The sequence below is a fragment of the Streptomyces griseorubiginosus genome, assembly GCF_017614965.1.
GTDB classification, from domain to species: domain Bacteria; phylum Actinomycetota; class Actinomycetes; order Streptomycetales; family Streptomycetaceae; genus Streptomyces; species Streptomyces griseorubiginosus_B.
The window spans coordinates 1-20,366 of sequence record NZ_WVUG01000085.1 but is presented as its reverse complement, the minus strand read 5'-3'; the positions used below and the strand labels follow the sequence as shown (position 1 = coordinate 20,366).

20 protein-coding genes and 1 tRNA gene are annotated in these 20,366 nt (G+C 68.4%); 9 read left to right on the top strand and 12 right to left on the bottom strand.

Annotated elements, in window-relative coordinates:
• Nucleotides 1–66: 66 nt before the first annotated feature.
• The 6 genes from rsmG to rpmH form a co-directional block, all read right to left on the bottom strand.
• A complete protein-coding gene (rsmG, locus tag GRC12_RS18070; RefSeq protein ID WP_208780334.1) occupies nucleotides 67–783 on the bottom strand; it encodes a 16S rRNA (guanine(527)-N(7))-methyltransferase RsmG in 717 nt (238 codons plus the stop codon).
• A gap of 117 nt (nucleotides 784–900) precedes the next feature.
• Nucleotides 901–1,413 carry a Jag family protein gene (locus GRC12_RS18065; RefSeq protein WP_133048357.1) on the bottom strand — a complete coding sequence of 171 codons (513 nt, stop codon included), beginning with the start codon at nucleotides 1,411–1,413 and terminating at the stop codon, nucleotides 901–903.
• A 15-nt stretch (nucleotides 1,414–1,428) separates the two neighbouring features.
• Nucleotides 1,429–2,706, bottom strand: a complete 1,278-nt coding sequence (gene yidC / locus GRC12_RS18060) for a membrane protein insertase YidC (RefSeq protein WP_208780333.1) — start codon at nucleotides 2,704–2,706, stop codon at nucleotides 1,429–1,431.
• A gap of 3 nt (nucleotides 2,707–2,709) precedes the next feature.
• Nucleotides 2,710–3,087 (bottom strand): membrane protein insertion efficiency factor YidD, encoded by a 378-nt coding sequence (yidD, locus tag GRC12_RS18055; protein ID WP_208780332.1) that lies wholly within the window; start codon nucleotides 3,085–3,087, stop codon nucleotides 2,710–2,712.
• On the bottom strand, nucleotides 3,084–3,455 hold the full coding sequence (rnpA, locus tag GRC12_RS18050) for a ribonuclease P protein component (protein ID WP_133048360.1): 372 nt from the start codon (nucleotides 3,453–3,455) through the stop codon (nucleotides 3,084–3,086). Before rnpA ends, yidD begins: the two co-directional genes overlap by 4 nt.
• Nucleotides 3,456–3,476: 21 nt before the next feature.
• Nucleotides 3,477–3,614 (bottom strand): 50S ribosomal protein L34, encoded by a 138-nt coding sequence (gene rpmH, locus GRC12_RS18045; protein ID WP_003956500.1) that lies wholly within the window; start codon nucleotides 3,612–3,614, stop codon nucleotides 3,477–3,479.
• A 384-nt stretch (nucleotides 3,615–3,998) separates the two neighbouring features.
• Between rpmH and dnaA the strand changes: the two genes are divergently transcribed.
• The 9 genes from dnaA (at nucleotide 3,999) to GRC12_RS18000 (ending at nucleotide 16,866) form a co-directional block, all read left to right on the top strand.
• Entirely contained in the window at nucleotides 3,999–5,951 is a 1,953-nt protein-coding gene (gene dnaA / locus GRC12_RS18040) for a chromosomal replication initiator protein DnaA (RefSeq protein WP_208780331.1), read from the top strand.
• An 860-nt stretch (nucleotides 5,952–6,811) separates the two neighbouring features.
• Nucleotides 6,812–7,942: a DNA polymerase III subunit beta gene (dnaN, locus tag GRC12_RS18035; protein ID WP_133048363.1), complete on the top strand. Its 1,131-nt coding sequence runs from the start codon at nucleotides 6,812–6,814 to the stop codon at nucleotides 7,940–7,942.
• 272 nt (nucleotides 7,943–8,214) lie between these two features.
• Nucleotides 8,215–9,090 (top strand): phosphogluconate dehydrogenase (NAD(+)-dependent, decarboxylating), encoded by an 876-nt coding sequence (gene gnd, locus GRC12_RS18030; RefSeq protein ID WP_208780330.1) that lies wholly within the window; start codon nucleotides 8,215–8,217, stop codon nucleotides 9,088–9,090.
• Between the two features lie 52 nt (nucleotides 9,091–9,142).
• Nucleotides 9,143–10,264, top strand: a complete 1,122-nt coding sequence (recF, locus tag GRC12_RS18025; protein ID WP_208780329.1) for a DNA replication/repair protein RecF — start codon at nucleotides 9,143–9,145, stop codon at nucleotides 10,262–10,264.
• Nucleotides 10,261–10,794, top strand: coding sequence for a DUF721 domain-containing protein (locus GRC12_RS18020; RefSeq protein WP_208780328.1), 534 nt, complete (start codon nucleotides 10,261–10,263; stop codon nucleotides 10,792–10,794). The genes recF and GRC12_RS18020 overlap by 4 nt, the downstream gene beginning before the upstream one ends.
• Before the next feature lie 374 nt (nucleotides 10,795–11,168).
• Nucleotides 11,169–13,253, top strand: a complete 2,085-nt coding sequence (gene gyrB, locus GRC12_RS18015) for a DNA topoisomerase (ATP-hydrolyzing) subunit B (protein ID WP_208780327.1) — start codon at nucleotides 11,169–11,171, stop codon at nucleotides 13,251–13,253.
• Between the two features lie 42 nt (nucleotides 13,254–13,295).
• Nucleotides 13,296–15,890 (top strand): DNA gyrase subunit A, encoded by a 2,595-nt coding sequence (gene gyrA / locus GRC12_RS18010; protein WP_208780326.1) that lies wholly within the window; start codon nucleotides 13,296–13,298, stop codon nucleotides 15,888–15,890.
• A gap of 18 nt (nucleotides 15,891–15,908) precedes the next feature.
• Nucleotides 15,909–16,688 (top strand): DUF3566 domain-containing protein, encoded by a 780-nt coding sequence (locus tag GRC12_RS18005; protein ID WP_208780325.1) that lies wholly within the window; start codon nucleotides 15,909–15,911, stop codon nucleotides 16,686–16,688.
• 101 nt (nucleotides 16,689–16,789) lie between these two features.
• Nucleotides 16,790–16,866, top strand: a tRNA-Ile gene (locus GRC12_RS18000).
• Nucleotides 16,867–16,934: 68 nt separating this feature from the next.
• Here GRC12_RS18000 and GRC12_RS17995 read toward each other — a convergent pair.
• The 6 genes from GRC12_RS17995 to GRC12_RS17970 all read right to left on the bottom strand — a co-directional run.
• Nucleotides 16,935–18,092 (bottom strand): tyrosine-type recombinase/integrase, encoded by a 1,158-nt coding sequence (locus GRC12_RS17995; protein ID WP_208780324.1) that lies wholly within the window; start codon nucleotides 18,090–18,092, stop codon nucleotides 16,935–16,937.
• The gene (locus GRC12_RS17990; RefSeq protein WP_208780323.1) at nucleotides 18,092–18,280 is read right to left on the bottom strand and encodes a helix-turn-helix domain-containing protein; all 189 of its coding nucleotides are present in this window, start codon (nucleotides 18,278–18,280) and stop codon (nucleotides 18,092–18,094) included. The genes GRC12_RS17995 and GRC12_RS17990 overlap by 1 nt, the downstream gene beginning before the upstream one ends.
• The gene (gene repSA / locus GRC12_RS17985; protein WP_208780322.1) at nucleotides 18,277–19,671 is read right to left on the bottom strand and encodes a replication initiator protein RepSA; all 1,395 of its coding nucleotides are present in this window, start codon (nucleotides 19,669–19,671) and stop codon (nucleotides 18,277–18,279) included. Before repSA ends, GRC12_RS17990 begins: the two co-directional genes overlap by 4 nt.
• 4 nt (nucleotides 19,672–19,675) lie before the next feature.
• Nucleotides 19,676–19,864, bottom strand: a complete 189-nt coding sequence (locus GRC12_RS17980; protein WP_208780321.1) for a hypothetical protein — start codon at nucleotides 19,862–19,864, stop codon at nucleotides 19,676–19,678.
• Nucleotides 19,865–19,870: 6 nt separating this feature from the next.
• Entirely contained in the window at nucleotides 19,871–20,053 is a 183-nt protein-coding gene (locus GRC12_RS17975) for a hypothetical protein (RefSeq protein ID WP_208780320.1), read from the bottom strand.
• A gap of 92 nt (nucleotides 20,054–20,145) precedes the next feature.
• Nucleotides 20,146–20,366 (bottom strand): SpdD protein (locus GRC12_RS17970; protein ID WP_208780319.1); only part of this gene is annotated, 221 nt, incomplete at its 5' end.

Genomic DNA, 20,366 nt, shown 5'->3' with positions numbered 1-20,366 from the left:
GTCGCGACACTCCGGCGCGCGTAGGTTTGGCAGCTTGTGTGGAGTACGTCTCGTCGTCAGGACGGATCAGCGGCGTCGACGCGCACGACCGGTGCGAGCAGCCTTCGCACGCTTGGCCGCGAACCGCACACCGCCGGGGCTCTCCCCGACCTCGACCCGGACGACCGTGGACAAGGGATCCACCACTCCCTCACCCACATGCAGGATGGAGGTCTCCACGGCACCGAGCTTGCTGAGCGCCGTGGCGGCACTCTTGAGCTCCTCCTCGGCGGTGTCCCCCTTGAGCGCCAGCATCTCGCCGTACGGGCGCAGCAGCGGGATTCCCCAGGTGGCCAGCCGGTCCAACGGGGCAACCGCTCGCGCCGTCACCACATGGACCGGAGTGAGCTTGCCCATGACCTCCTCGGCGCGGCCGCGGACGACGGTCACATGGTCCAGGCCCAGCAGCTCCACGACCTCGGTGAGGAAGGTGGTCCGCCGCAGCAAGGGCTCCAGCAGCGTGATCTTCAGGTCTTCCCGCACAAGCGCCAGGGGAATGCCCGGCAGGCCGGCCCCTGAGCCGACGTCGCAGACGGTGACGCCCTCGGGTACGACCTCCGAGAGCACCGCACAGTTCAGCAGATGCCGCTCCCACAGGCGGGGCACTTCCCGTGGGCCGATCAGCCCCCGCTGCACACCCGCCTCGGCGAGCAGCTCCGCATAGCGCACCGCGTCCGCGAAGCGATCGCCGAACACCTCACGCGCATGCTCGGGCGCAGGGGGGAGTTCCGCTGCCTCCGTCACGGGGACCGTCCTTCCGTACCGCACCGGCGCACCCGGCGCCGGCCACCAGAACTATCAGGCTGACAAAGACCGGCCCCGTCTGCGCAACAGACGGGGCCGGAGGGACGTGGGGACCGATCAGGCGGGGAGCACGACGACGAAGCGCTGCGGCTCCTCGCCCTCGGACTCGCTGCGCAGACCCGCGGCCTTGACCGCGTCATGCACCACCTTGCGCTCGAACGGCGTCATCGGCTGCAGCTTCACCGGCTCGCCGCTGTTCTTCACATCGGCGGCGGCCTTGGCACCCAGCTCGGACAGCTCGGCACGCTTCTTGGCCCGGTAGCCCGCGATGTCCAGCATCAGCCGGCTGCGGTCCCCGGTCTCCCGGTGGACGGCCAGGCGCGTCAGCTCCTGCAGCGCCTCCAGCACCTCGCCGTCACGGCCGACCAGCTTCTGCAGGTCTCGGCTCCCCGCGTCGCTGATGATCGAGACAGCGGCGCGGTCGGCCTCGACGTCCATGTCGATGTCGCCGTCGAGATCGGCGATGTCCAGCAGACCCTCGAGGTAGTCCGCCGCGATCTCGCCCTCCTGCTCCAGGCGGGTCAGGGTGTCTGCACCCTCGGCAGCGGCGGAGGTGGTGCCTTCCGTCACGGGATGGGCTCCTTCTTACTTCTTGGACGGGGACTTGGGGCGCTGCGGGCCTTTGCGCTGCCCGGACTGGGCCTTGCTGCGGGTGCCGCCGGCGCCGGGCTGTGGAGCGGCCTTCTTGGCAGGGGCGGCGGGCTTGGCGTCCTCGGGCTCGTCGGACTTGCTCAGCGAGGTGGTCTCACCGGCCGGCTTGGCACCGCCGGACTGCCGCTGGGCCTTGCTCTGACGCTTGGGCTGCTGGCGCTTGGGAACGGCGGTGCCGGTCGTCGTGGGCGTACCGTCCTCGGTCTGGACCGCCACGGCGCTGTCGCTCTTCACCACGGTGCCGTCGGCCTGGGCCGCGAGGCCCGCCTTGTTGAGACCGTTGATGAACTTGCGCTCGAACTCGTTGCGGTCACGGCCCTTGGCGACGATCGCCTTGACGATCGTCTTCTCGCTGCGGCGACGGACCTTGCCGTGCTGCGTGACGTGCTTGCTCAGGCGCTCCAGGTAGGCCGCCTGGGCCTTGGAACCCGGGGTCGGGTTGTTGTGGATGACGTACATCTGCTGGCCCATGGTCCACACGTTGGTGGTCAGCCAGTAGACGAGGACACCGACCGGGAAGTTGATGCCGAAGACGGCGAACATGACCGGGAAGACGTACATCAGCATCTTCTGCTGCTGCATGAACGGCGTCTTCACCGTGGTGTCGACGTTCTTCGTCATCAGCTGGCGCTGCGTGTAGAACTGCGAGGCCGACATCAGGACGATCATGAGCGCGGTGACGACCCGCACGTCGGTGACCGTGGCGCCCAGAGCGTGGACGGTGGCGGCGCCGTCCTTGAACTTCGCGGCGAGCGGTGCCCCGAAGATGTGCGCCTTACGAGCGCTGGCCAGCAGCGAGTCGTTGATGACGCCGATGGTCTTGCCCGAGGCGATGCCGTTGAGCACGTGGTACAGGGCGAAGAAGAACGGAGACTGCGCCAGGATGGGAAGGCACGAGGAGAGCGGGTTGGTGCCCGTCTCCTTGTACAGCTTCATCATCTCTTCGGACTGGCGCTGTTTGTCGTTCTTGTAGCGCTCCTGGATCTTCTTCATCTCCGGCTGGAGCGTCTGCATGGCCCGCGTCGACTTGATCTGCTTCACGAAGAGCGGGATCAGGCAGATACGGATCAGGATCACCAGGGACACGATCGACAGGCCCCAGGCCCACCCGGTGTCGGGGCCGAAGATGGCGCCGTACATCTTGTGGAACTGGACGATGACCCATGAGACGGGTGTCGTGATGAAGCTGAAGAGGCTGGCAATCGTGTCCACTAATCATGCTCCTTGGGCATGGGACGAGGTCTCTGCGGCCGGGCTCGAAGGAGGATTCTCTTCGGTGCTCGAAACAGGATTCTCTTCGGTGACCGGTTCGGCGGCGGAGGGCCCGCCCCTGCGTGCGCGCCAGGCGTCACGCAGCATTTCGTGCCACCGCGGGCGCTTGCGCTCAGGGACATGGTCCACACCGCCCAGCGACCACGGATTGCACCGCAGGATGCGCCAGGCCGTGAGCGCCGTGCCCTTGATGGCGCCGTGGCGGTCGATGGCCGTGTAGCCGTAGTGGGAACACGACGGGTAGTACTTGCACACCGGTCCGAGCAGCGGACTGATCGTCCACTGGTACAGCTTGATCAGAGCCAGCAGCGGGTACTTCATCGCGCGCCCCCTCCCAGCAGCCGCTCCAGGGCGGCATCCAGGTCTCGGGCCAGTTGTGCATGGTCGGCGTCGCCCGCACCGGGCAGCGCTCGTACGACTACCAGGCTACCGGGGGGAAACAGGGCGACTCGATCGCGCATCAGATGACGCAGCCTGCGCTTCACCTTGTTGCGGACGACCGCTCCGCCCACGGCCTTGCTCACGACGAAACCCGCACGCGTCGGGGGAGCGCTCTCCCCAGGCGCGTGCGGGTCCGTGGCACCGCTACGAAGATGGACGACGAGGGACGGGCGGCCGGCCCGGCGCCCTCGTCGTACCGCGGTCGCGAAGTCCTCGCGCCGCCTCAGCCGGTTCTCGGTGGGCAGCACGACGGCATGACCTGACCGGGATCAGGCGGACAGACGGGCGCGACCCTTGCTACGGCGGGACGCGAGAATCGCGCGGCCGGCACGGGTGCGCATACGCAGCCGGAAGCCGTGGGTCTTCGCGCGACGACGGTTGTTCGGCTGGAAGGTGCGCTTGCTCACTCGGGGGCTCCAGAAATCAAATCGGTGGTTGCGGGTGCCGTCCTGGCTGTCACCGTGCGCCCACGAGTAGCTCGCAGTTACGCCCGAGTGCACCGCTTCCCGATCACCTTCAGCGATCTGTGCCCTTCGGAGGCAGGCGGCAGCAGCCATCGACAACTCGACCTGGTTACGGTACGCGCGGCTACGCCATCCGGTCAAACCAGGAGTGACGGAGAGACACTATCCACAGCCTGGGGACAACAACTTGAACCGCACCCGTCGCCCTGACTACCGTGGCTGAACTCCGATTCGTTCCCTTGACCCCTTGTTCTTGGCTCCATCCCATTTGAATCCCGACCCGTCCCACAACCACACGTTCGTGGGACTCGTGAGAGAGCGTGCCCTGTGGCTGACGTACCTGCCGATCTTGCCGCAGTGTGGCCACGAGTACTGGAGCAGCTTCTCGGCGAGGGGCGCGGGCAGGGTGTGGAGACGAAGGACGAGCACTGGATCCGGCGCTGCCAGCCGCTCGCGCTCGTCGCGGACACCGCCCTGCTCGCCGTACCGAACGAGTTCGCGAAGGGCGTGCTCGAGGGGCGCCTCGCGCCGATCGTCAGCGAGACGCTGAGCCGCGAGTGCGGCCGCCCGATCCGCATCGCGATCACCGTCGACGACTCCGCCGGCGAACCCCCGGCCCCGCCGGCGCCCCCGGTCCGCTCCCAGCCGCGCTACGAGGAACCGGAACTGCCCTCGGGCCAGTACGACGGCTCCTACGACAACCAGTACGAGGGATACGGCCGCCACCGCGCCGACGATCGCCACCAGACCCGCACCGAGCTGCCCGGCGGCCCGGGCGACCAGCTGCCGCCCCCGCGTGCGGACCAGCTCCCCAGCCCGCGCCCGGCCTACCCCTCCGAGTACCAGCGCCCCGAGCCCGGGGCCTGGCCGCGCCCCTCCCAGGACGAGTACAGCTGGCAGCAGCAGCGCCTCGGTTTTCCGGAGCGCGACCCCTACGCCTCCCCGTCGCAGGACTCCTACGGCTCCCCGCAGGACTCGTACGCCCCGTCGTCCCAGGACTACCGTCCGCAGTCGATGGAAAGGCCGCCCTACGACGGCCAGCGCTCCGACTACGACCAGCCCCGCCCGGACTTCGACCGCGAGGGCCGGAGCGAGTACGACCGCGCCCCCCGCCGGGAACTGCCCGAGCAGCCGTCCGGCTCGGGGCACGTCCACCGCGGCGGCCCCGTCGGCCCCAACCTGCCCACCACCGGCGCCCCCGGCCCCCTGGCCGCGAAGCCCGCGCCGGCCACCGGTCCCGGTGAGCCCACCGCGCGCCTGAACCCGAAGTACCTCTTCGACACGTTCGTCATCGGCGCCTCCAACCGCTTCGCGCACGCGGCCGCGGTCGCCGTCGCCGAGGCACCGGCGAAGGCCTACAACCCCCTGTTCATCTACGGGGAGTCGGGCCTCGGCAAGACCCACCTGCTGCACGCCATCGGGCACTACGCGCGCAGCCTCTACCCGGGCACGCGCGTGCGATATGTGAGCTCGGAGGAGTTCACCAACGAGTTCATCAACTCCATCCGCGACGGCAAGGGCGACAGCTTCCGCAAGCGCTACCGCGAGATGGACATCCTGCTCGTCGACGACATCCAGTTCCTCGCGGACAAGGAGTCGACGCAGGAGGAGTTCTTCCACACCTTCAACACGCTCCACAACGCCAACAAGCAGATCGTGCTCTCCAGCGACCGGCCGCCCAAGCAGCTGGTCACGCTGGAGGACCGGCTGCGGAACCGTTTCGAGTGGGGCCTGATCACCGACGTCCAGCCGCCCGAGCTGGAGACGCGCATCGCGATCCTGCGCAAGAAGGCGGTGCAGGAGCAGCTCAACGCCCCGCCGGAGGTACTGGAGTTCATCGCCTCCCGCATCTCGCGCAACATCCGCGAGCTGGAGGGCGCGCTGATCCGGGTGACGGCGTTCGCCTCGCTCAACCGGCAGCCGGTGGACCTGGGTCTGACCGAGATCGTCCTCAAGGACCTGATCCCCGGCGGCGAGGACTCCGCTCCCGAGATCACGGCCGGCGCCATCATGGCGGAGACCGCGCAGTACTTCGGGCTGACGGTGGAGGACCTGTGCGGCACCTCGCGCGGGCGGGCCCTGGTCACCGCCCGGCAGATCGCCATGTATCTGTGCCGTGAGCTGACCGACCTCTCGCTGCCGAAGATCGGCGCGCAGTTCGGCAACCGCGACCACACGACCGTCATGCACGCGGACCGCAAGATCCGCAATCTGATGGCCGAGCGACGCTCCATCTACAACCAGGTGACGGAGCTGACGAACCGCATCAAGAACGGCTGAGCCGGCCGCACTCACGCCGTCGAGGGGCGCTCCCGGGACCGATCCCGGGGGCGCCCTTCGTCGTCCTGCGGACACCCGCTGTTCGATTACCTGCCGGGTTACGGCCTCTCTCCACAGATCCGGTGACTTTTTGCCGTCCACATCCTGGGGACTGCGAAGTTGTCCAGATCACGGTCCACAGGCAGGCTGTTGAAAGACGATCACCGCAGTTCAGGTGGCTGTGGATTCGTGGACGGAGGATCTCCACAGACTGTGGACAGCGGGAAGATCCACAGGCTGTGCATCGAGTTGTCCACCGGCAACCCACAGGACGGGCCTTGTTGTCCCCAGCGAATCGCCACTTCTCCACATGCCTGTCCACTGTTCGGCAACGCGACGCGGCTGATCACCGCGTCGAGTGAAAGGCGTCACACGAAGGTGCCGGGTTGGGCTGTGGGAAACATGGGTAAAGCTGGGGACGGCACTGGGGAGAAGTCGCCTCAGGCTGTGCACGGGGTGTGCAGAACTTTCTGTTCTCCACAGAACCCCGGAGTTGTCCACCGCCTCCGCCCACAGGGCCAGTGGACAAAATCTCGCCTCTGAGCTGGGAAAACGGGGTTATCCACGGTATCCACAGCCCCTACTACTACTCCCGACTAGAGAGAGCGAGAAGTTCGTTTCGAAGAGGGCCCTGTGCACAACTCGCCGTCCGGCTCCCGGCTGCCCCTCGTCACGACTTGACCCCGACGGGCACCTACTGTCAGTGCCGTGCGTCAGACTGTTCCCCGGTGTCCTTCCCGCCACAGGGGCCGACGACACCGAGACAGACGACGAAGCCAGGCAGGCCGTAGAAGCGCCGGCAACAGCAGGAGGCGGCAACAGTGAAGATCCGGGTGGAACGCGACGTACTCGCGGAGGCAGTGGCCTGGGCGGCGCGCAGCCTCCCGGCCCGTCCGCCGGCGCCTGTCCTCGCCGGCCTCCTGCTGAAGGCCGACGACGGGGCCCTGAGCCTGTCCAGCTTCGACTACGAGGTCTCGGCGCGGGTGTCGGTGGAGGCGGAGGTCGAGGAGGAGGGCACGGTCCTCGTCTCCGGCCGGCTGCTCGCCGACATCTGCCGCGCGCTCCCCAACCGCCCGGTGGAGATTTCCACAGACGGTGTACGGGCGACGGTGGTGTGCGGCTCCTCGCGGTTCACACTCCACACCCTGCCTGTGGAGGAGTACCCGTCCCTGCCGCAGATGCCGAACGCGACGGGCACGGTGCCGGGCGAGGTCTTCGCCTCCGCGGCCGCCCAGGTGGCCATCGCCGCCGGTCGTGACGACACGCTGCCCGTCCTCACCGGTGTGCGCATCGAGATCGAGGGCGACACGGTGACGCTGGCCTCCACCGACCGCTACCGCTTCGCGGTCCGCGAGTTCCTGTGGAAGCCGGAGAACCCGGAGGCCTCCGCGGTCGCCCTGGTGCCCGCCAAGACGCTCCTGGACACGGCCAAGGCGCTGACCAGCGGTGACAGCGTGACCCTGGCGCTGTCCGGCTCGGGCGCGGGCGAGGGCCTGATCGGTTTCGAGGGCGCCGGGCGGCGCACCACCACCCGCCTCCTCGAGGGCGACCTCCCGAAGTACCGCACGCTGTTCCCGACGGAGTTCAACTCGATCGCCGTGATCGAGACCGCCCCGTTCGTTGAGGCCGTCAAGCGCGTGGCCCTGGTCGCCGAGCGCAACACCCCGGTGCGGCTCAGCTTCGAGCAGGGCGTGCTCATCCTGGAGGCCGGCTCCAGCGACGACGCACAGGCTGTGGAGAGGGTCGACGCGCAGCTGGAGGGCGATGACATCTCGATCGCCTTCAACCCGACCTTCCTGCTGGACGGCCTGAGCGCGATCGACTCCCCCGTCGCCCAGCTCTCCTTCACCACGTCCACGAAGCCGGCCCTGCTGAGCGGCAAGCCGGCCCTGGACGCGGAGGCGGACGAGGCCTACAAGTACCTGATCATGCCGGTCCGGCTGAGCGGCTGAGCGAATGAGCCAAGGCCGCCTGGACGATTGCTGGGGGTGTGGGGGTTGTCCCCCACAAGATCGCAGTATGCCGGTCCGGCTGAGCGGCTGACGCGGGGCGGGTTGTCCACAGGCCGTGGAGAAAGACCTCGCGGCCTGGGGGAAACCCGCAGGTCGGGGCGTACATCTGAGCGTGTATGCCCACAGCTGTGCGTGAGCGTCCGGGTTTAGGCTCGGACGTGGGTACGAACAGGTGCCTCACACGCCACACAGCAACCTAAGGATCAACACTGATGGAGCTCGGTCTCGTCGGCCTCGGCAAGATGGGCGGCAACATGCGCGAGCGGATCCGCCGCGCGGGCCACACCGTCGTCGGATACGACCGCAACCCGGACCTCGCGGATGTCCACAGCCTGAAAGAGCTTGTGGAGAGCCTCGCGGCCCCGCGCGTGGTCTGGGTGATGGTCCCGGCCGGTGCCCCCACCCAGTCGACGGTCGACGAGCTTGCCGAGCTCCTCCAGCCGGGCGACGTCGTCGTGGACGGCGGCAATTCCCGCTGGACGGACGACGAGAAGCACGCCGAGGAGCTCGCGGCCAAGGGCATAGGCTTCGTCGACTGCGGGGTCTCCGGCGGCGTCTGGGGCCTGGAGAACGGCTACGCGCTGATGTACGGCGGCGACGCGGAGAACGTCGCCAAGGTGCAGCCGGTCTTCGACGCCCTCAAGCCCGAAGGGACGTTCGGCGCGGTGCACGCCGGCAAGGTCGGCGCGGGCCACTTCGCGAAGATGGTCCACAACGGCATCGAGTACGCGATGATGCAGGCCTACGCCGAGGGCTGGGAGCTGCTGGAGAAGGTCGACTCCGTCACGGACGTGCGCGAGGTCTTCCGCTCCTGGCAGGAGGGCACCGTCATCCGTTCCTGGCTGCTGGACCTGGCGGTCAACGCCCTCGACGCGGACGAGCACCTGGACAGGCTGAAGGGTTTTGCACAGGACTCCGGCGAGGGACGCTGGACTGTGGAAGCCGCCATCGACAACGCCGTGCCGCTCCCGGCGATCACGGCCTCCCTCTTCGCGCGGTTCGCGTCGCGCCAGGAGGACTCTCCGCAGATGAAGATGATCGCGGCGCTGCGGAACCAGTTCGGCGGCCACGCGGTCGAGACGAAGTAATCCACAGGGCTGCGCGAGCAGTCCACAACCTGGGGGAGGTCGGCGACCGACCATGCACGTCACGCATCTGTCGCTGGCCGACTTCCGCTCGTACGCCCGGGTCGAAGTCCCGCTCGACCCGGGCGTCACCGCCTTCGTCGGCCCCAACGGCCAGGGCAAGACCAACCTCGTCGAGGCGGTCGGCTACCTCGCCACCCTCGGCAGCCACCGGGTCGCCTCCGACGCCCCCCTGGTGCGCATGGGGGCCGACCGCGCGGTGATCCGGGCGCAGATCAGGCAGGGCGAGCGGCAGCAGCTGGTCGAGCTGGAGCTGAACCCCGGCAAGTCCAACCGGGCCCGGATCAACAGGTCCTCGCAGGTCAGACCCCGTGACGTGCTCGGCATCGTACGGACCGTGCTGTTCGCGCCCGAGGATCTCGCCCTGGTCAAGGGCGACCCCGGGGAGCGGCGTCGTTTCCTCGACGAGCTGATCACCGCCCGCTCCCCGCGCATGGCCGGCGTCCGCTCCGACTACGAGCGGGTGCTCAAGCAGCGCAACACCCTGCTGAAGTCGGCAGCCCTCGCCCGGCGGCACGGCGGCCGCTCCATGGACCTGTCCACGCTGGACGTCTGGGACCAGCATCTCGCCCGCGTGGGCGCCGAGTTGCTCGCCCAGCGCCTCGACCTGATCGCCGCGCTCCAGCCGCTCGCCGACAAGGCCTACGAGCAACTGGCCCCCGGCGGCGGCCCGATCGCCCTCGACTACAAGCCGTCGGCGCCCGGTGAGGCACACACGCGTGAGGATCTGTACGAGCAGTTGACGGCGGCGCTCGCCGAGGCGCGCAAGCAGGAGATCGAACGGGGCGTCACCCTTGTGGGACCGCACAGGGACGATCTGCTGCTCAAACTGGGCCAGTTGCCCGCCAAGGGGTACGCCTCGCACGGCGAGTCCTGGTCGTACGCGCTGGCGTTGCGCCTGGCCTCCTACGACCTGTTGCGCGCCGAGGGCAACGAACCGGTGCTGGTCCTCGACGACGTCTTCGCCGAGTTGGACACCCGCCGCCGGGAACGGCTGGCCGAGCTGGTGGCGCCCGGTGAGCAGGTGCTGGTGACGGCCGCGGTCGACGACGACGTACCGCACGTGCTGGCGGGTACCCGGTTCTCCGTGGCGGACGGGACGGTGGAGCGCGTATGACGGATCGGGAACCCGCGGCTGACAAGCCCGCCGAGCCCAGTGGCGTCGATCTCGCGCGCGTGGCGCTCAGGGCGGCGAAGGAAGCTGCACGCGCGCGGGGGGACGCGGCGCAGCAGAAGAAGCAGGCGCGACGCGGGGGGCTGCGCTCCGGAGCGCGCGCCGACGGACGCGACCCCATGGCGCTGGGCGCCGCGATCAACCGGCTGATCACCGAGCGGGGTTGGGAGACGCCAGCCGCGGTGGGCGGGGTGATGGGCCGCTGGCCGCAGATCGTCGGCGAGGACGTGGCCAAGCACTGCGTGCCGGAGAAGTACGACGAGGACGAGCGGGTGCTCTTCGTGCGCTGCGACTCCACGGCCTGGGCGACGAACCTGCGCCTGCTGGCCCCCACCCTGGTCGCCCGGCTCAACGAGGACCTGGGGCACGGCGCGGTGAGGGTGATCAAGGTGAACGGCCCCAGTGGCCCCGCCCGTCGCTACGGCCCCCTGCGCGCCCCGGGCAGCACCGGACCCGGCGACACCTACGGGTGACAGACCTCACATCCGGGCCTCCGCGGCGGTGCCGTCGTACCGCCGCGGGGCGCCTTGGCGTACCACCGCACGCGGCTGCGAATCGCGACCTGACTCCCAAGTAGCCAGGGGTTGACAGCCGAAAGCGCTGAGTGCCTGCGTGAGCCTCTTGGAGCCCCGCTCCGCATATGGGGAGTCGGACGAGACCGGTTGAGGGCGCCACATGAGGACTCAGGTACCGGCAAACCCCCATCACTGTCGGCGCTACCGGTAGACTGGAAGCTAATCCCGCCCCATTCGTGGGGACCGTCCGGGAAAAGCTGAGCAACGCTGATCAAGGCTTACCAACGCAACATGCCGCAGCCGCTCCGGCAACCCGCCGACGAGCCCGGCTCGTGCTGTGCCAGAAAGGGCGCTTCGTGGCCGATTCCGGCAACCCCAACGAGAACATCCCGTCCACCGACGCCGGCGAGAACGGCGCGGTGACCTCGTCGAACGGCGAGGCCACCGCCTCGTACGACGCCAGCGCCATCACCGTCCTCGAGGGGCTGGACGCGGTCCGCAAGCGCCCCGGTATGTACATCGGCTCGACCGGTGAGCGGGGGCTGCACCACCTCGTGTACGAGGTCGTCGACAACTCGGTCGACGAGGCACTGGCCGGCTACGCGGACACCATCGACGTCACGATCCTCCCGGACGGCGGCGTGCGCGTCGTCGACAACGGGCGTGGCATCCCGGTGGGCATCGTCGCCTCCGAGGGCAAGCCGGCCCTCGAGGTCGTGCTGACCGTGCTGCACGCGGGCGGCAAGTTCGGCGGCGGCGGCTACGCGGTCTCCGGCGGTCTGCACGGCGTGGGTGTCTCCGTCGTGAACGCGCTGTCGTCGAAGGTCGCCGTCGAGGTGAGGACCGACGGCCACCGCTGGACGCAGGACTACAAGTTGGGCGTCCCGACGGCGCCGCTGGCCAAGCACGAGGCCACCGAGGAGACCGGCACCTCGGTCACCTTCTGGGCCGACCCGGACATCTTCGAGACCACCGAGTACTCCTTCGAGACGCTCTCGCGGCGCTTCCAGGAGATGGCGTTCCTCAACAAGGGTTTGACCATCAAACTCACTGACGAGCGCGAGTCGGCGAAGGCGACCTCCGGTGCCGACGAGGCCGGTGCGGACGAGAAGGCCGAGGTCAAGACCGTCACGTACCACTACGAGGGCGGCATCGTCGACTTCGTGAAGTACCTCAACTCCCGCAAGGGAGACGTGGTGCACAACACCGTCATCGACCTCGAGGCCGAGGACAAGGACAAGAGCCTGTCCCTCGAGGTCGCGATGCAGTGGAACAGCGGTTACAGCGAGGGCGTGTACTCCTTCGCCAACATCATCCACACGCACGAGGGCGGCACCCACGAGGAGGGCTTCCGCGCGGCCCTGACCTCACTCATCAACAAGTACGCGCGCGACAAGAAGCTGCTGCGCGAGAAGGACGACAACCTCACGGGTGACGACATCCGCGAGGGTCTGACCGCGATCATCTCGGTGAAGCTGAGCGAGCCGCAGTTCGAGGGCCAGACGAAGACCAAGCTCGGCAACACGGAGGCCAAGACCTTCGTGCAGCGGGCGGTCTACGAGCACCTCAACGACTGGCTGGACCGCAACCCGGTCGAGGCGGCGGACATCATCCGCAAGGGCATCCAGGCGGCCACCGCGCGCGTGGCGGCCCGCAAGGCCCGCGACCTGACCCGCCGCAAGGGCCTGCTGGAGTCGGCGTCGCTGCCGGGCAAGCTCTCCGACTGCCAGTCCAACGACCCGACCAAGTGCGAGATCTTCATCGTCGAGGGTGACTCCGCCGGCGGCTCGGCCAAGTCCGGCCGCAACCCGCAGTACCAGGCGATCCTCCCGATCCGAGGCAAGATCCTCAACGTCGAGAAGGCCAGGATCGACAAGATCCTGCAGAACCAGGAGATCCAGGCGCTGATCTCGGCCTTCGGCACCGGAGTTCACGAGGACTTCGACATCGAGAAGCTGCGCTATCACAAGATCATCCTGATGGCGGACGCCGATGTCGACGGCCAGCACATCAGCACCCTGCTGCTGACCTTCCTCTTCCGCTTCATGCGGCCGCTGGTCGAGGCCGGGCACGTGTTCCTGTCGCGTCCCCCGCTCTACAAGCTCAAGTGGGGCCGGGACGAGGTCGAGTACGCCTACTCCGACCGCGAGCGCGACGCCCTGGTGGAGCTCGGCCGGCAGCGCGGCAAGCGCATCAAGGAAGACACCATCCAGCGTTTCAAGGGCCTCGGTGAGATGAACGCCGAGGAGCTGCGTGTGACGACGATGGACCAGGAGCACCGCGTGCTCGGCCAGGTCACCCTCGACGACGCCGCCCAGGCCGACGACCTGTTCTCGGTGCTGATGGGCGAGGACGTCGAGGCCCGGCGCCAGTTCATCCAGCGCAACGCCAAGGACGTCCGCTTCCTCGACATCTGAGTCGGTCTCAGCTGACCGCACCAGGAAGGATCTTCACCAGCAATGGCCGACGAGAACACTCCTGTCACCCCTGAAGAGGGCGGCGACCTCGTGATGCGCATCGAGCCCGTCGGGCTCGAGACGGAGATGCAGCGTTCGTACCTGGACTACGCGATGTCCGTCATCGTGTCCCGCGCGCTGCCCGACGTCCGGGACGGTCTCAAGCCCGTCCACCGGCGCGTCCTGTACGCCATGTACGACGGCGGCTACCGCCCCGAGCGCGGCTTCTACAAGTGCGCCCGTGTCGTCGGCGACGTCATGGGCAGCTACCACCCGCACGGCGACTCCTCGATCTACGACGCGCTGGTCCGTCTCGCGCAGCCGTGGTCGATGCGGATGCCGCTGGTGGACTCCAACGGCAACTTCGGCTCTCCGGGCAACGACCCGGCGGCGGCCATGCGCTACACCGAGTGCAAGATGGCGCCGCTGTCGATGGAGATGGTCCGTGACATCGACGAGGAAACCGTCGACTTCATGGACAACTACGACGGCCGCTCCCAGGAGCCGACCGTCCTGCCCGCCCGCTTCCCGAACCTGCTGATCAACGGCTCGGCCGGTATCGCGGTCGGCATGGCCACCAACATCCCGCCGCACAACCTGCGCGAGGTCGCCGCCGGCGCCCAGTGGTACCTGGAGAACCCCGAGGCCTCGCACGAGGAGCTCCTGGACGCCCTGATCGAGCGCATCAAGGGCCCCGACTTCCCCACCGGCGCCCTGGTGGTGGGCCGCAAGGGCATCGAGGAGGCCTACCGCACGGGCCGCGGCTCGATCACCATGCGCGCGGTCGTCGAGGTCGAGGAGATCCAGAACCGCCAGTGCCTGGTGGTCACGGAGCTGCCCTACCAGGTCAACCCCGACAACCTCGCGCAGAAGATCGCCGACCTGGTCAAGGACGGCAAGATCGGCGGCATCGCGGACGTCCGTGACGAGACGTCCTCGCGCACCGGCCAGCGCCTGGTCATCGTGCTGAAGCGGGACGCGGTCGCCAAGGTCGTCCTGAACAACCTCTACAAGCACACGGACCTGCAGACCAACTTCGGCGCCAACATGCTGGCGCTGGTCGACGGCGTGCCGCGCACCCTGTCCCTGGACGCGTTCATCCGGCACTGGGTGGCGCACCAGATCGAGGTCATCGTCCGCCGTACGCGCTTCCGGCTGCGCAAGGCCGAGGAGCGGGCGCACATCCTGCGCGGCCTGCTGAAGGCCCTGGACGCCATCGACGAGGTCATCGCGCTGATCCGGCGCAGTGAGACCGTCGAGATCGCGCGCACGGGCCTGATGGACCTCCTGGAGATCGACGAGATCCAGGCCAACGCCATCCTCGAGATGCAGCTGCGCCGACTCGCCGCCCTGGAGCGGCAGAAGATCGTCCAGGAGCACGACGAACTCCAGGCGAAGATCAACGAGTACAACGAGATCCTGGCCTCCCCGGTCCGCCAGCGCGGCATCGTCAGCGAGGAACTCGCCGCGATCGTCGAGAAGTACGGCGACGACCGCAAGACCATGCTGGTGCCCTACGACGGCGACATGTCCATCGAGGACCTCATCGCCGAGGAGGACATCGTCGTCACCGTCTCGCGCGGCGGCTATGTCAAGCGCACCAAGACGGACGACTACCGCGCCCAGAAGCGCGGCGGCAAGGGCGTGCGCGGCACGAAGCTGAAGGAAGACGACATCGTCGACCACTTCTTCGTCTCCACCACGCACCACTGGCTGCTGTTCTTCACCAACAAGGGCCGGGTCTACCGGGCGAAGGCGTACGAGCTTCCCGACGCCGGCCGTGACGCGCGCGGCCAGCACGTGGCGAACCTGCTCGCCTTCCAGCCGGACGAGGCGATCGCCGAGATCCTCGCCATCCGCGACTACGAGGCGGCGCCCTACCTGGTGCTGGCCACCAAGGGCGGTCTGGTCAAGAAGACGCCTCTGAAGGATTACGATTCGCCCCGTTCCGGCGGTGTCATCGCCATCAACCTCCGCGAGACGGAGGACGGTTCCGACGACGAACTGATCGGTGCCGAACTCGTCTCGGCCGAGGACGATCTGCTTCTGATCAGCAAGAAGGCACAGTCGATCAGGTTCACCGCCACCGATGAGGCACTCCGGCCCATGGGGCGCGCCACCTCGGGTGTCAAGGGCATGAGTTTCCGTGAGGGAGACCAGCTGCTCTCGATGAATGTTGTTCGACCCGGTACGTTCGTGTTCACTGCCACAGACGGTGGGTACGCGAAGCGGACCGCCGTCGACGAGTACCGCGTCCAGGGTCGCGGCGGCCTGGGTATCAAGGCCGCCAAGATCGTCGAGGACCGCGGCTCACTCGTCGGCGCGCTGGTGGTCGAGGAGACCGACGAGATCCTCGCCATCACACTGTCGGGCGGCGTGATTCGTACGCGAGTCAACGAGATCAGGGAGACGGGCCGTGACACCATGGGCGTCCAACTGATCAACCTGGGCAAGCGCGATGCCGTCGTCGGTATCGCTCGTAACGCCGAGGCGGGACGCGAGGCGGAGGAAGTCGACGGCGACGTGGCCGTGGACGAGACCGCGGAGGGTGCCGTGACCACCGGCACGGACGAGGGTGAGGCGCCCTCGGCCGAGTAGCACGAGGAGAGAGTCATCGTGAGCGGAGCCACGGGCGCCGGATCGGCCGGTACCCCCACGGGTACGGAAACGGACGGCGGCGGCCGTGGCTCCGCCGCGCGTGCGTCCGATCCGCACACGACTCAACTGCGCAAGGTGGAGGCGGAACCGACCAGTCCGCCCTCCGCCGACGCGCATGGATCACAGGGGGGAACTGTGACGGACACCCGGGGCGCGCAGGCTCAGCAGCCGCCCGGAGCGGGCCAGGCCAAGCACCAGCCGCCGGCTCAGCCGGCTCCGCCGCAGCAGTCGGCCTCTCCGCTCCCCGGCGAGCGGCAGCCGCAGCAGCCCGCCGGGCCCTACCACCCGCCGCAGGCCTACCCGAGCCAGACGCAGCCGGCCACCGGCGCCGTACGCCGTCCTCGCACCGGCGCGCGCACCACGCCCCGCATCCGCAAGGCACGTCTGCGCGTGGCGAAGGCCGATCCGTGGTCGGTGATGAAGGTGAGCTTCCTGCTCTCCATCGCGCTCGGCATCTGCACGATCGTGGCGTCCGCCGTGCTGTGGATGGTCATGGACGCGATGGGCGTGTTCTCGACGGTCGGCGGCACCATCTCGGAGGCGACAGGCTCCAACGAGTCCAACGGCTTCGACCTGCAGTCCTTCCTGTCGCTGCCGCACGTCCTGATGTTCACGTCCATCATCGCGGTGATCGACGTCGTCCTCGCGACGGCGCTCGCGACCCTCGGCGCGTTCATCTACAACCTGTCCGCCGGCTTCGTCGGAGGCGTCGAGCTGACGCTCGCCGAGGACGAGTGAGGGTCCCGCTCCGCGGAGCGGGACTATCGATTTTGGGACTGCCCACGTCGTGCGCTAATCTTCAGGAGTCAGCGCGCGGGACACACACCGCAGAGCGCGGCGGGGCTATAGCTCAGTTGGTTAGAGCGCATCCCTGATAAGGATGAGGCCACAGGTTCAAATCCTGTTAGCCCCACCAGCCAAAAGACCCCCAACCGATCATGGTTGGGGGTCTTTGACATCAACGCTTGACATCAACGGCGGCGGTCAGCCGATGAGCGGGTCTTCCAGGAGTTCGGCCAGCATCGAGACGGCTTCCCGCTCGCTGTCGCCAACCACGTGCGTGTAGACGTCCATGGTCATGCTGATCTGGCTGTGCCGGAGGATCGCCTGAGCGACCTTGGGGTGCACCTTCAGGAAGGCGAGCAGGGTCCCGCAGGTGTGCCGGGCAAGGCGGACCGTGATGCGGCGCACGCCAGCGCGCTTGACGACGCGATCGAAGGTCCGAGAGAAGCCGACCGGATCGATCATGCCGCCGTGCTCCGAGGAGAAGATCAGGTCATGGTCCGGCTCCTGCGACCAGTGTTCACCAGCGATCTTCCGTTCCAGCTCTTGCAGCTCCCGACGCTCTTCCAAGGCACGGGCGCAGAACTCTGGCAGAGGGAGCACCGCCTGTGACGACTCAGTCTTGAGGTCTTTGAGGACCAGACCGACGCCCTTGACCCGCTGCACCTGCTTGACCGGGGTGAACTGCCGAGCTTCGAAGTCGATGTCTTGCCAGCGCAGGCCCAGAAGCTCACTGCGACGCAGACCCAGCACGAGGACGAGGACGCAGGCCGCGTAGAGGCGGTGAGCGCGAGCAGCCCGAAGGAACGTAATCGCCTCACGCGCGTTCCACGCCTTGCCCTTGTCCTTGCTGACCTTGGGCATGTCGACCAGGAGGGCGACGTTGCGGGTCAGCAGCTCCTCACGGATCGCACGGTTCAGGGCGTTGCGGAGGACGCGGAGCACCTCGAAGCGGGCGGACGCGCCGACCTCTTCGCGCTTCAGCGCAGCCATGAACGTTCGGATCTGGGCGGGAGTCAGCTTGACCAGCGACTTCTTTCCGAGGTGTGGCAGCAGGTAAAGCCGCACTTTCGACTCGTACTTGACGTACGTGTTGTGCTCGCGCTCCGGCTTGACGATGTGCTCAAGCCAGTAAGCCAGCCACTCGCCGAGCGTCCAGGAACGTGCCGGCACGGGCACCCCGTTACGCTCCTGATCCTGAAGCTTGCCCAGCTTCTCGTTGGTCTCGTCGTAGGTGGCCCCGTAGACGAACTTCCGCACCCGGTTGCCGTCAGTGTCGGTGACGTAGGCAGCGCCCTGATAGCGGCCATCGCTGCGCTTCGTGATCGTTCCCCCGCCATTGGGACGACGCTTGGCCATCAGGCAGCCTCCCCCGTCCCACGGCGGATGAAGTCCCGCACGGCCTCAGCGGGGATACGACGGCAACCGTCGACCTTCAGGGAGACCAGGCGGTTCGTACGGATCAGGTCGTAGACCTTGGTCCGGCCAACCTTGAGCCGCGCCATGACGTCCGGCACGGTCAGCAACTCGGGGACAGCGGTAGTCACGTAGCGGCTCCTTCCAGGGCGAGCAGGGTGGGTAGTTCCTCGCGGGCGATCTCGCGGTTGTGCTGGATGTCGCGGCGGATGTTGGCGGCGAGCCAGGATTCGCCGGGGGTGTGGCCGTGTCCGGCGTAGGTCCAGTGGGCGACGGTGAGCGTGGTTGCCTCCGGGTTGTCGTCGGGGTCGGGCAGGCCGAGCGCTTGGCGCTGCTGGGCGGCGCGGTAGTCGGCGCGGACCTGGCGTAAGGCGCCCAAGGTGGTGGAGTAGCGGCGTGACTTGGTGGAGAAGTGGCCGCGGAAGCCGAGCATGTGAGCCCAGTCCCGGAGCTTGCGGTCGGGGTAGAGCGCGTGCAGGTCGAGGCAGGCGGCGATGAGCCGGGCGGGGTGGTCGGGCACGTCGAGCAGGACCAGGGCTTCCTTGTTGCCGATCCGGCGATCCACGGTGCCGGTGGTCTCGGCTGCCTTGGTGGCGTACTTGGCGACGTAGGAGGCGACCGCCTGTTCGCTGATCTCCTCGCCGTCTCCGAAGGCGGTGATGGGGTCGACCTTGAGCTGTTCGCCCCAGCCCAGCGTGCGAGCGGGCTGGTCTCCAACGGCCGGAACGTCGACCGCGACGCGCTTGGCGGCGGCGCGGATGGCGTCGGTGAGGAGATCGAGCGTGGCCCAGGCCGGGGGCGGATCGTCGGGGCCTCCTGCGCCGTCGAAGCGGATCACGGCGTGGAAGTGCACGGCCCCGCGCTTTTGGTATTCGGCGACCTTGCCGAAGGAGACCCGCGACTGTTCGTGGGCGGCCTTCTGGGTGAGTCCGGCCCGGCGGGCGATCTCGCGGCGCAGGTAGATCGTGAAGTAGCGCCACAGGTCGGAGGCGTGGTTGTTCCACAGCACCGCGCCCGTGTAATCGTACGTGTCAGGATCGAGTGGGGTGCCGAGTTCGGGCGCGTCCTCGCCGTGCCGGGTGCCGCAGCGGCAGGGCCGGGTGCCGGGCCGGTTGTGGACCGGGCCGAACGAGGGCGCGGTGAGCGTAGCGAAGACCCGCGGGTGATCCCGGATCGTGTGCGGGGTGCCTTTGGCGGGATCGCCGACGAGACCAGCCCGGATGAGGTGGTAGGTGTCTCCGGCGTAGGTCCAGGCGCAGGCCGGGCAGCGCGAGGCCCGCCGGTTGCCGCAGGCGATGCGGAGCATGCCGCCTGGTTCGGTGTCCGTGGAGTACGCGTGCAGCACGGTCTTCGTCGTTGGGTCGATCGTCTTCGTGCCGCCCATGAGGCGGATCGGGTCGGAGCATCCGCCGGTGCGTTTGATCTGTTCTTGCCAGCGGTCGAAGTCGGCCCGGTTGGCCACCCTCAGCACGTCGGTGAGGGTGGCCGCATCGAGGCCCGCCGCGGTGGCGGTGTCGGTCACCTGGTCACCTCCGGTTGTGGGCGGGGCCGTGGTGGGCGGTGTAGCCGTCGACCAGTGCCTTGACCTGGGCGTCACCCTTGGCGGTGGCGGAGGCGCCGCAGTGGCAGACCGCCGATGCCGTGGCGGGGGTGTTCGGAGACGGCTTGCTGACGTGCAGGCCCGGACGGTCCGGGGTGGGGGTGAGGTCAGCCATGGCCGGTCACCTCCCGATCCGGGCGAGGACGGCGGCCCGGGCGGTGTGGCCGGTGCCCTGGCAGGCGGGGCAGGCGATGTGGAGGGTGACGCGGGTGCCGTCGGCGTGGCGGTCGCCGGTGGTGATGGCGACGACGGGGAAGCCGTCGCAGTCGCGGCAGACGGGCGTGTTCGGGGCGTGCTGGGGCATGATGAGGCTTCCCTTTCGGGTCCGTTGGATCTGGAAGAGGTGCAGGCGTCCGGGGCGGCGGTTCTTTGGCGAGAGAGCCGCCCCGGGGGCCGTTAGCGGTGCTTGTCGAGGTCCTTGAGCAGTGAGCGGAGGACGACCGCGACCACGGCCACGGACATGCCGGTGATGGCGACCGCGAGCAGCAGCGAGACCAGGACCGCACCGACGACGAGGACCACGGCGCCGCCGCCAGCAGCGAGAGCGAGCGCGCTGCCGGGGGTGAGCTGGATGGTCGGCCGGTTGGAGACCGGGGTGGCCGGAAGCGGGGCCGGAG

Coding starts and splice junctions, on each gene's coding strand:
- GRC12_RS17995 (WP_208780324.1), bottom strand. CDS start 18,092: ATGGCCAAGCGTCGTCCCAATGGCGGGGGAACGATCACGAAGCGCAGC.
- GRC12_RS17980 (WP_208780321.1), bottom strand. CDS start 19,864: ATGGCTGACCTCACCCCCACCCCGGACCGTCCGGGCCTGCACGTCAGC.
- yidD (WP_208780332.1), bottom strand. CDS start 3,087: ATGAAGTACCCGCTGCTGGCTCTGATCAAGCTGTACCAGTGGACGATC.
- GRC12_RS17975 (WP_208780320.1), bottom strand. CDS start 20,053: ATGCCCCAGCACGCCCCGAACACGCCCGTCTGCCGCGACTGCGACGGC.
- gyrA (WP_208780326.1), top strand. CDS start 13,296: ATGGCCGACGAGAACACTCCTGTCACCCCTGAAGAGGGCGGCGACCTC.
- gnd (WP_208780330.1), top strand. CDS start 8,215: ATGGAGCTCGGTCTCGTCGGCCTCGGCAAGATGGGCGGCAACATGCGC.
- recF (WP_208780329.1), top strand. CDS start 9,143: ATGCACGTCACGCATCTGTCGCTGGCCGACTTCCGCTCGTACGCCCGG.
- GRC12_RS18020 (WP_208780328.1), top strand. CDS start 10,261: ATGACGGATCGGGAACCCGCGGCTGACAAGCCCGCCGAGCCCAGTGGC.